Consider the following 704-nt stretch of genomic DNA (forward strand, 5'->3'; position numbering starts at 1 on the left):
TCCCCGAGGCATTTCGCTGTTCGCCGCGTCCTTCTTCGGCTCCTAGTGCCTAGGCATCCTCCATGCGCTCTTACTAGCTTAACCTAGTATGCTTGCTCTGCATTGCTGCTCGGCTCGCGTTTATTTCCTCAGCTAAAGGATGTTTCATTATCTTTCGCTATCCAGTTTTCAAGGTGCAACCCTGGCCGTGCTAACGGCAGGAAGAATATCTTATCACATACTTTTCAGTTCTCCAACAATCAAATGTTGGAAAATGATCCATCTGTAATAATAGATGCTTTCGCACCCGCTTGGCGACGTCCTACTCTCCCAGGACCCTGCGGTCCAAGTACCATCGGCGCTGGAGGGCTTAACGGTCGTGTTCGGGATGGGTACGCGTGGTTCCCCTCCGCCATCGCCACCAAACGGATGTATGTTATTGAAAGAACGCTCTTCGGGGCCCCCGAAAAGTAATCGGAATCAGCTGCAACGCTGTTCTTCACTTTTTGGGGTTCGAGAAGACTTGCTCTTTCAAAACTGACAACGAGCGAGCAATACTGCCTTTGTTTAAAATATCAGAGATATGAGTTTCACTTCATACAAGCTGATATTTCAACGCGAAACGGCGCTGCATCATCAAAGATGGCTGCAGTCGTTTCCTGCTTGTCCGGTCATCATCGTGACCGGGTAATTCCTTAGAAAGGAGGTGATCCAGCCGCACCTTC

General features: G+C 49.6%; 2 rRNA genes. Both read right to left on the bottom strand.

Annotated elements, in window-relative coordinates:
- Nucleotides 1–84 (bottom strand): 23S ribosomal RNA (locus tag IEW11_RS24740); the annotation flags it as partial.
- Nucleotides 85–288: 204 nt separating this feature from the next.
- A 5S ribosomal RNA gene (gene rrf / locus IEW11_RS24745) occupies nt 289–405 on the bottom strand.
- Between the last annotated feature and the right edge of the window lie 299 nt (nt 406–704).

The sequence above is a fragment of the Paenibacillus abyssi genome (assembly GCF_014640295.1).
Lineage (GTDB): Bacteria > Bacillota > Bacilli > Paenibacillales > Paenibacillaceae > Paenibacillus_D > Paenibacillus_D abyssi.